This window comes from Daejeonella sp. (assembly GCF_044232565.1).
GTDB lineage: Bacteria > Bacteroidota > Bacteroidia > Sphingobacteriales > Sphingobacteriaceae > Daejeonella.
Window position 1 is genome coordinate 1 of the sequence record NZ_JBIILQ010000098.1, and the last position, 9,343, is coordinate 9,343.

Below are 9,343 nucleotides of genomic sequence, written 5' to 3' on the forward strand. Positions count from 1 at the left end.
CACCATTTTCACGAAAATGGAAAGAAAAATTCAATCAGACGCCCTTAGTTCATTATCCTTCCGAGACATTCCTAACTAACTTATTGAAAGAAGTTAGTCATCCTATCCCATCTCTGATAGATATTGGTTTTGAAGATATTGAATTCAATTTTTCGGATTTTAACATCTCTGAAGAGCGAATTAAAAATTATGAGGACACTAGAAATTTGCCATCTGTAGAAGGAACCACGCAAATAAGTGTTCAATTGCGTTTTGGTACTTTAAGTGTTCGTGATTTAGTAAAATTAGGCATTAAATGGAATGAGCATTGGCTCAATGAATTGATATGGCGTGAATTTTTCATGATGATTTTATATCATTTTCCACATGTTATAACTGAAAGCTTTAAGAAAAAGTACGATAAAATTCAATGGAGAAACAATGAAGCTGAATTTGAGAAATGGTGTAAAGGAGAAACAGGTTATCCAATTGTGGATGCAGGTATGCGACAATTAAATGAAACCGGTATAATGCATAACCGAGTTCGTATGATTACTGCAGGTTTTTTATGTAAACATCTTTTGATAGATTGGCGATGGGGAGAAGCCTATTTTGCGCAGAAGCTAATGGACTATGAGTTATCCTCAAACAATGGTAATTGGCAATGGGCGGCAGGAAGTGGGTGTGATTCAGCACCATACTTCAGGATTTTTAATCCGACTGCTCAAACCCTAAAATTTGATCCTAAACTAAAATATATAAAAACGTGGATAAAAGATTTTAGAGTGGATTATCTAAAACCTGTTGTAGAACATGAATTTGGACGAAAAAGAGCTCTAGAAGTTTATAAAAAAGCAGTTAATGAATAAACAATTTCTGTATTTTTCCATATTCAGTATTTTGATTGGTTTTTGAGGTTTTTTAGGACTCTTTTTACTGCTGATTATTTTTCCAAACAAAGTTTTTTAACCGTGAAAATTATTAACTTCGCATAAATACAATTAATTTGATTTTTGCGCGGATTTTGAATGTTCAAAAATTTAATTTATTAATCAGAACTGAAGTAAAACATGGCTGAAGATACAGAAAACGATAATTTAGTACCACAAAACGATCGAATCATTCCAATAAATATTGAAGAGGAAATGAAATCTGCTTATATCGATTATTCGATGTCAGTAATTGTTTCCCGTGCTCTTCCTGATGTACGTGACGGACTTAAACCTGTTCATAGAAGGGTTTTATATGGCATGTTGGATCTTGGAGTAACAAGTACCAAGCCACATAAGAAATCCGCTCGTATTGTGGGTGATGTATTGGGTAAGTACCATCCACATGGCGACTCATCCGTATATTTTGCCATGGTTCGTATGGCTCAGGATTGGAGTTTACGCTACCCAATGGTTGATGGACAAGGTAACTTTGGATCTATTGATGGTGACTCTCCAGCAGCAATGCGTTATACAGAGGCTCGTTTGAAAAAAATTGCTGAAGAAATGCTTGCTGATATCAATAAGGAAACTGTTGACTTTCAGTTGAACTTTGATGATACGCTAGAAGAACCAACCGTACTACCTTCTCGTATTCCAAATTTATTGGTAAACGGAGCTTCAGGTATTGCAGTGGGTATGGCAACTAATATGCCTCCTCACAATTTAACTGAAGTGGTAAATGCTACCATTGCCTACATTGAAAATAATGATGTTACTGTTGCTGATTTAATGCAGCATGTAAAGGCTCCAGATTTTCCTACTGGAGGAATAATTTATGGCTATAATGGCGTTCAGGAAGCATTTGAAACCGGTCGTGGTCGTATCGTTATGCGTGCTAAGGCTGAAATTGAAGTCCATAAAGGTGATCGCGAACGTATCATCGTTAATGAAATACCTTATCAAGTAAACAAAGCCAACATGATCGAGCAGACTGCTGGTCTTGTTAATGATAAGAAAATTGAGGGTATTAGTGAGATTAGAGATGAGTCGGATAGAGATGGTATGCGAATCGTTTATGAAATTAAACGCGATGCCAACGCTGCTGTGGTTCTAAATAACTTATTTAAGTATACTGCGCTTCAAACTTCATTTAGTGTAAATAATATTGCCCTTGTTAATGGTCGCCCGATGATGTTAAATCTCAGAGATCTGATTAGGCATTTTGTTGATCATCGCCATGAGGTAGTTATCCGTAGAACTAAATTCGACCTATCTGAAGCCGAAAAAAGAGCACATATCCTCGAAGGATTATTAATTGCTCTTGATCATTTGGATGAAGTAATTAAATTAATTCGTGCTTCAAATAGTCCCGAAGACGCTCGTCTAGGTTTGATTGATAGCTTTAGTTTATCAGATCTTCAAGCTAGAGCGATTTTGGACATGACTTTGAGGCGTTTAACAGGACTTGAACGTGATAAGATAAAAGAAGAGTTTGCAGAGTTAATGAAGACTATTGAATATTTAAATTCAATTTTAGCCGATGAAGCACTTCGTATGCGAATTATTACAGATGAGCTTGTAGAAATAAGAGATCGCTTTGGTGATGAACGTCGTACATCTATTACGCATTCTGCTGAAGATATGCGAATGGAAGATTTTATTGTGGATGAAGAGGTAGTAATTACCATTTCACATGAAGGATATATCAAACGTACACCTTTAACGGAATACCGTAAGCAGGGTAGAGGTGGAAAAGGTTCCATGGGTTCTCAATCTAGAGATAAGGACTTTATAGAGCACATGCTAATTGCCACTAATCACAATTACATGCTCTTCTTTACCGAATCTGGAAAATGTTTCTGGTTAAGAGTGTTTGAAATTCCAGAAGGAACCCGTACAAGTAAAGGGCGTGCAATACAAAACGTGATTAATATTCCTAAGGAAGAGAATATTAAAGCATATATCAAAGTTGTCAACTTAAAGGATCAAGAATACCTTGAGAATAACTTTATTATCATGTGTACTAAAAAAGGTACCATTAAAAAGACATCTTTAGAAGCTTATTCTCGTCCAAGAGCGAATGGTATCAATGCCATTAATATTAATGAAGGTGATCAGCTTTTAGAAGCATGTATGACCAATGGCCAGAGTGAGATTGTGATGGCACTACGTTCAGGAAGAGCAATTCGTTTCAATGAGTCTACTGTTAGGCCAATGGGAAGAACTGCTACTGGTGTTCGTGGAGTAACACTTGGTAGTGATAAGGATGAAGTGGTTGGAATGATTGCTATTAATAATCCGGAAGTTACTGTTCTAGTAGTTTCAGAAAATGGGTATGGTAAACGTACGGATATTGAAGATTATCGCGTTACGAACAGGGGAGGTAAGGGTGTTAAAACCATTAATGTAACCGATAAAACAGGTGAGCTTGTAGCAATAAAAGATGTGACTGACAATGATGATCTAATGATTATTAATAAATCAGGTATTGTTATAAGAATTGGAGTTAGCGATCTTCGTGTAATGGGAAGAGCAACTCAAGGTGTTAGATTAATTACCTTAAAAGGTGATGATTCAATTGCATCGATTGCTAAAGTTGAGCATGAAGAGGAAGAAGATGAAATCGCTGAAGATGGTACAACTGAGGCAGAAGAACAAGCTCCAGAAACTGAATAAATTTGCATGAATAAGGTATTCATAGTATTAATAAGCGGCTTTTTTCTGACCCTTGCTTCGGCAGGGGCTCAGACCCTTATTACTAAAGAAGCCCTAAATAGTTTTGCTCAATACTCTTCTAGCAAGGATATTAAAAAGCTTGAAGGTGCTAGAACAAAAATCGATGATGCCTATAAAACTAAATCAGATTCTTTAAATTCTAGAAATAACTTGATTAGGGCTTTGGTTTATTCCACACTGGCACGGATTGATTCAAACCTAAAATATTCTTATAAAAAAGACCCTCTAGATGAGGTTTTACTTTCCATGAAGCAGGTTTATGGTTCAAAAATTGAAAGAGAAAATCGCGATCGAATAAATTATATTGAAAGGCAACTTAATCATACCTATCAATTTCGAGCCAATTCTGCTTTGAAAAACCGTAAATCTGAAGAAGCATTCAAATATTTTACTATCCTCGATTCAATCGATAAAACCAATGTTTCAATTAGTCATAATTTGGCTCTTTTATCCCAAGAATTAGGTTATTATCAAAAATCGGTTACTTATTATGAGAAACTAATTCAGGTTAGACCAAGACCTGAATATTTTTTAGTCCTTGCTAATTTATACGAATTGTTAAAAGACGAGTCGAATATTGTTCGTGTTTTAAGGTCTGGGGCAGATAATTTTCCTAATAACAGAGATATTATTTTCAAGCTTTTGAATGCCTTTCAGAATAAAAATGAGTACCTAGAAATAATAAAATACATTGGTCAAGCATTGAAACTTGATGAAAACAACATCAATTTAAATTATTTAGCAGGCTTTTCTAATGAGATGGTTGGTAATGTGCTAAAAGCTGAAGAATATTATAAAGCGATTATTGAAATCAATCCTAATAATTTTGATGCAAATTATGCGTTGGGTTTACTTTATTTAAATTTATACGTTAAAGACACACAAAAAACTGAAATAAGGTATGTTACAAAAACTTATCTTGCTAAGGCAAATGAAATTGATCCTAATGAATTAAAATCTCTAAATTCATTAGCTATCTTTTATAAACGTAGCGGAGAAAACACAGAATTACAAAAAATCAATAATAGAATCAATCAACTTAAATTAAACTAGAATATCATGAAAATTAAATCTTTCATTTTAGCAGCTGTATTTTCAGCGTCAACCTTATTAGCATTTGCTCAAAAGGGGGAGATTTCAAGTGCTAAAAGTAATTACGAGAAATTTGTTTCTCTAAAAGAAGCAGCTTCTCTTGTTTTGGCTATGCCAAATATCAAATCAGCTAAAGCATCAATTGATAAAGCTGTTGTTAACGAAAAAACCATGGCAGATCCAACAGCGTGGACCTATAAGTCGATGATTTATGGCGAATTAGCAATTATTGATACAATTCCAGCAACTTCAAGACCACTATTTGATGAAGCTGTTGCAGCTTATAAGAAAGCAGTTGAATTAGATAAAGCTGGTGCAAACAAAGCTAATTTAGATAATGTATTTGCTTCAGTCTTTAGCCAATACGAATTAAACCAAGGAGTGAAGGCTTATCAAACAAATAATTTTGAAGTTGCTTATAACGCATTTAATAATGCCTTATCTTACCGTCCAGGTGATACTACATTAACCTATTATACTGGTCTTTCAGCAATAAATGCAAAAAACTATAAAGTAGGAATTGCTAATTATGAGAAATTAGTCAAAACTAATTTTTCTGCCAATCAATCGATATATCTTGATTTATCAAGATTATACACCCTTGAGGGCGATACAGTTAAGGCAATTGCTTTTGCGTCTGAGGGAGCTGCTAAATTTAATGATAACCAATTAGCTACTTTAGAAATTGAGTTAAGCTTAATGTCTGGTAAAGAGAAGGAAGTAATCTCTAAAATTACTGAACAGGCTCAAAAGAGTCCAACAAATAAGACATATCCTTATTATTTAGGTATAGCCTATAGTTCCCTTAATGAAATTTTAAAAGCAGAAGAGGCCTATTTACAAGCAATTAAAATAGATCCATCGTTTGCTGATGCTTATATTAATTTAGGTGGGGTATTGCTTAATAAAGGAATTAATACATTTAATGTGGCTAATAAATTACCACAGAACAAACAAAAAGAATATGATGATATGATAAAACTTGCTAATGCAGATTTTGAGAAAGCGTTTCCTTATTTAGAAAAGGCATCGACTTTAGATCCAAAATCACGTTTGGCACTGGAAAATTTAAAGACTTATTATATAGTTAAAAGAAATCAAGCAAAAGTGGATGAGATCACTGCTAAGCTTGGGTCTTTACAATAGAGTATTTTTAATATTACAGAGCGGCTAAGCAGGAGAGATCTTGTTTAGCCGTTTTTATTTAAAGCTTATTTAGTATCTAATTAAAATCTATTTAACATAATATTAATTATAAGACAAATTATACTTATTAATAATTTAATGTGTTTATCGCATTGAACCAAGAAATCCTGAGCAGGATCCATGAATTAATATCCAATCAACATATTCCTATTAGTGTGTTTGTATTCAATGTATTATTATGAAATAATATATTATCATATTATTTCTCAGGACTTTCTATAAAATCATCTTTTAATTTATTGATTTTATAAATAAAACTTCATAATACGAGTGTTAAATTCAATATAATTTTAATTATTTGAGAATTCATTCTATTTACTTACATTTGCATATTATATATTTAAAAATAAAACAATGTCAGAAGGTACAGTAAAGTTTTTTAATGAAACAAAAGGGTTCGGATTCATCGTTCCTGCAGATGGTAGCGAAGATGTATTCGTACATTCATCTGGTTTAATTGACCAAATTCGTGAAAACGATAAGGTTGAGTATGAAGTAGAGCGTGGCAAAAAAGGCCTTAACGCTGTTAATGTGAAAGTTGTTTACTAAATCAACATAAATCATTCAACACGGAAAAGCATGTCGTAAGACATGCTTTTCTTGTTTATAATATTTTCTAATTAATTACTTTTTTTTCAAATTATACGCAATTCCAATAAATTGAGTATCTTGTATTTATTATTTAATTAAATTATTAACACAATGCAGTCAGGTACAGTAAAATTTTTCAATGAAACAAAAGGATTCGGATTTATCGTTCCTTCAAATGGTGATGCAGAAGTTTTTGTTCACTCATCAGGTCTAATCGATCGTATTCGTGAAAACGATAGTGTTGAATACGAAGTAGAAAATGGCAAAAAAGGCTTAAATGCCGTTAATGTAAAGGTTGTAGGTTAATTCAAACTACCATATCATTAGTTAAGAAAAGCATACTCTAGGGTATGCTTTTCTTGTTTAAATAGGCTTTTAGCTATAATAAATCATTGGCCAGATTTGCTAATTCACTTCGTTCCCCTTTTTGAAGAGTAACATGGGCATATAAAGGATGATTTTTAGCTTTATCAATCAAATAAGATAATCCATTGCTTTCAGCGTCCAGATAAGGGGTATCTATTTGATAGATATCACCCATAAATACAATTTTAGTATCCTCTCCTGCTCTAGAAATAATTGTTTTAATTTCATGAGGTGTTAAATTTTGCGCTTCATCAATAATAAAAAAAATCTTTGCGAGAGTTCTTCCTCTGATATATGCTAAAGGTGCTATCGTAATCTTTTCTGTGTGTATTAGTTCATCTAATTTGGCTTGTCCCTTAACATCATCGGCCATTTGATCATTAATAAATTTGAGGTTATCCCAAATTGGTGCCATATAAGGATCAATCTTTGATTTAATATCTCCAGGCAGAAATCCTATGTCTTTATTGCTCAATGGTACAATTGGCCTTGTAACATAAATCTGTCTGAAGTTTTTTCTTTGCTCTAATGCGCAGGCCAATGCAAGTAATGTTTTGCCCGTTCCAGCATTACCCTGAATAGTTACCAGTTTTACTTCTGGATTTAACAAAGCATGTATTGCCAAGGCTTGCTCAGGATTTCTTGGTTCAATGCGATAAACACTTTGATAAGGAATATAGTTTAATTGAGACTTTTTAGCATCATAAAATGCACCAACAGACTTGGTTTTTCCATTGAGTAGATAATAACTGTTATCTATAATATTGTTAATTCCAATGGCAGATATTGGTAAAACTTTATTTTTAACCAATTCATCTATTATTTTATTTGATATTCCACTTATGATTGTTTTACCAGTATATAATTCATCAACATTTTTTACTTTTCCGGTTTCATAATCCTCAGCAAATAGATTTAAGGCCTTGGCTTTTAATCTTAAGCAAATATCTTTTGAGACTAAAATGATTTTTTTATGGGGATTTTGCTCTTGCAAGCTTAATGCTGCGTTCAATATCCGATGATCAAATTTTCCTTCTCCAAATATTTTTTCAGCATCATTAGTATAAGGTTGATCATCCATTATGATTTTAAATTTCCCTCTACCTTTGCCTTTAAGTGGTATCCATTCACTAATTAGCTGATCTTGAGATAATTCATCAATTATCCTAATAAAACTTCTAGCTTCATAATTTCGTGTATCATTGCCGCTCTTATGATTATCTAACTCCTCTAAAACTTGAATTGGAATTGCAATATCGTGTTCCTCAAAATTTTGCAATGAATCATGATCGTAAAGAATTACGGATGTATCAAGAACAAAAATTTTACCTTCAGAATTCATTGCTTTTTCTTTAGTCATTTGCTATAAAATTAAAGAAAATCAATGGAAGGTTTTTTAGTGAATGAAATTAATCTAAAAAAAGAAAACGGAGACCTTACTCTTGCGATTGGGGTCCCCGTTTCAACTTTTTCGCAACCATAGTTGCTAAAAGTATTAAGCCTTCTTTACTTTAATCGGCACGTTTCTTCAGTTTTTTCAAACTTTCAGTATCCGTAACCTTTTACTTTCTCATCATAATCGTTCCGTAGAACGCTTATAACCTAGGTAACGCTTGTCTTTTCGATTTTTTCTTTCAGCCTTAATCTCACGATGTCTGGTCTGAATTGAAAATTAAATTATCCAGAATCTGATGAAGCCCAAGAGCTTCGGATTTGAGGATATTGTTTCAAGCTATCAAAGTACTACCGACTTAACAATACTAATTTACGGTGAAAAGGAACCCTAGACAAGAAAAAAGCATCTTTATTACCCACAATTTTTAAACAAATTTTATAGATTTATTAACACAAATATCATGCATAAATAACTGAATATTAATTACTTATTTCAAAAAAATCAGCTTATTAACATTTCGATTTTATTTTTTTTATCAACATATCATTAGATTTTCATTTTTTTATAAAGCTTTTCTACGCTCAAATTCTCATTTTCTCCACATTAATTTAATTTAATTTGAATCTCCTTAATAATGCTTTCCCTCAGATTCAGTATTTTTACAACATGTTATTTATTATACAATTAAATGAAACAATCCAGGGAAATAAAGACCTTTATATTTAGTCAATACTTTTCTGATGGCCTAAAAATTACTTTAGGTGTGCTTCTCCCCTCTCTTATATTTTATCAACTCGACCTTTTATCTATTGGTTTAACTATTTCTCTTGGTGCCTTTAGTACCAGTATTGCAGATAATCCTGGACCCATAAACCATAAGAGAAATGGTATGTTTATTTGTACCCTATTTGTCTTTTTCACAGCTGTTTTAACAGGATTAATCAATAAATACCCGATTTTAATTGGGATAGAGATAGTTATTCTATCATTCTTTTATTCCATGTTTTCTGTTTATGGTAATAGGGCATCAGCTATTGGTACTGCT

General features: G+C 32.7%; 7 protein-coding genes and 1 pseudogene. 7 read left to right on the plus strand and 1 reads right to left on the minus strand.

Annotation, left to right across the window (positions count from 1 at the left end; genetic code table 11):
• The 6 genes from ACILQF_RS06985 to ACILQF_RS07010 all read left to right on the plus strand — a co-directional run.
• Positions 1 to 848 (plus strand): cryptochrome/photolyase family protein (locus ACILQF_RS06985; protein ID WP_395626700.1); only part of this gene is annotated, 848 nt, incomplete at its 5' end.
• A 201-nt stretch (positions 849 to 1,049) separates the two neighbouring features.
• Positions 1,050 to 3,587 carry a DNA gyrase subunit A gene (gyrA, locus tag ACILQF_RS06990; protein ID WP_395626701.1) on the plus strand — a complete coding sequence of 846 codons (2,538 nt, stop codon included), beginning with the start codon at positions 1,050 to 1,052 and terminating at the stop codon, positions 3,585 to 3,587.
• 6 nt (positions 3,588 to 3,593) lie between these two features.
• Positions 3,594 to 4,700, plus strand: coding sequence for a tetratricopeptide repeat protein (locus ACILQF_RS06995; protein ID WP_395626702.1), 1,107 nt, complete (start codon positions 3,594 to 3,596; stop codon positions 4,698 to 4,700).
• Positions 4,701 to 4,706: 6 nt separating this feature from the next.
• On the plus strand, positions 4,707 to 5,885 hold the full coding sequence (locus ACILQF_RS07000; protein WP_395626703.1) for a tetratricopeptide repeat protein: 1,179 nt from the start codon (positions 4,707 to 4,709) through the stop codon (positions 5,883 to 5,885).
• Between the two features lie 414 nt (positions 5,886 to 6,299).
• Positions 6,300 to 6,494, plus strand: a complete 195-nt coding sequence (locus ACILQF_RS07005) for a cold-shock protein (protein WP_090705936.1) — start codon at positions 6,300 to 6,302, stop codon at positions 6,492 to 6,494.
• 153 nt (positions 6,495 to 6,647) lie between these two features.
• Positions 6,648 to 6,842: a cold-shock protein gene (locus ACILQF_RS07010; RefSeq protein WP_291402236.1), complete on the plus strand. Its 195-nt coding sequence runs from the start codon at positions 6,648 to 6,650 to the stop codon at positions 6,840 to 6,842.
• A gap of 73 nt (positions 6,843 to 6,915) precedes the next feature.
• On the opposite strand, the gene ACILQF_RS07015 is transcribed toward ACILQF_RS07010, so the two are convergent.
• Positions 6,916 to 8,262, minus strand: a complete 1,347-nt coding sequence (locus ACILQF_RS07015) for a PhoH family protein (protein ID WP_395626704.1) — start codon at positions 8,260 to 8,262, stop codon at positions 6,916 to 6,918.
• Between the two features lie 724 nt (positions 8,263 to 8,986).
• On the opposite strand from ACILQF_RS07015, the pseudogene ACILQF_RS07020 reads away from it, so the two are divergent.
• Positions 8,987 to 9,343, plus strand: a pseudogene (locus tag ACILQF_RS07020) (hypothetical protein); the annotation flags it as partial.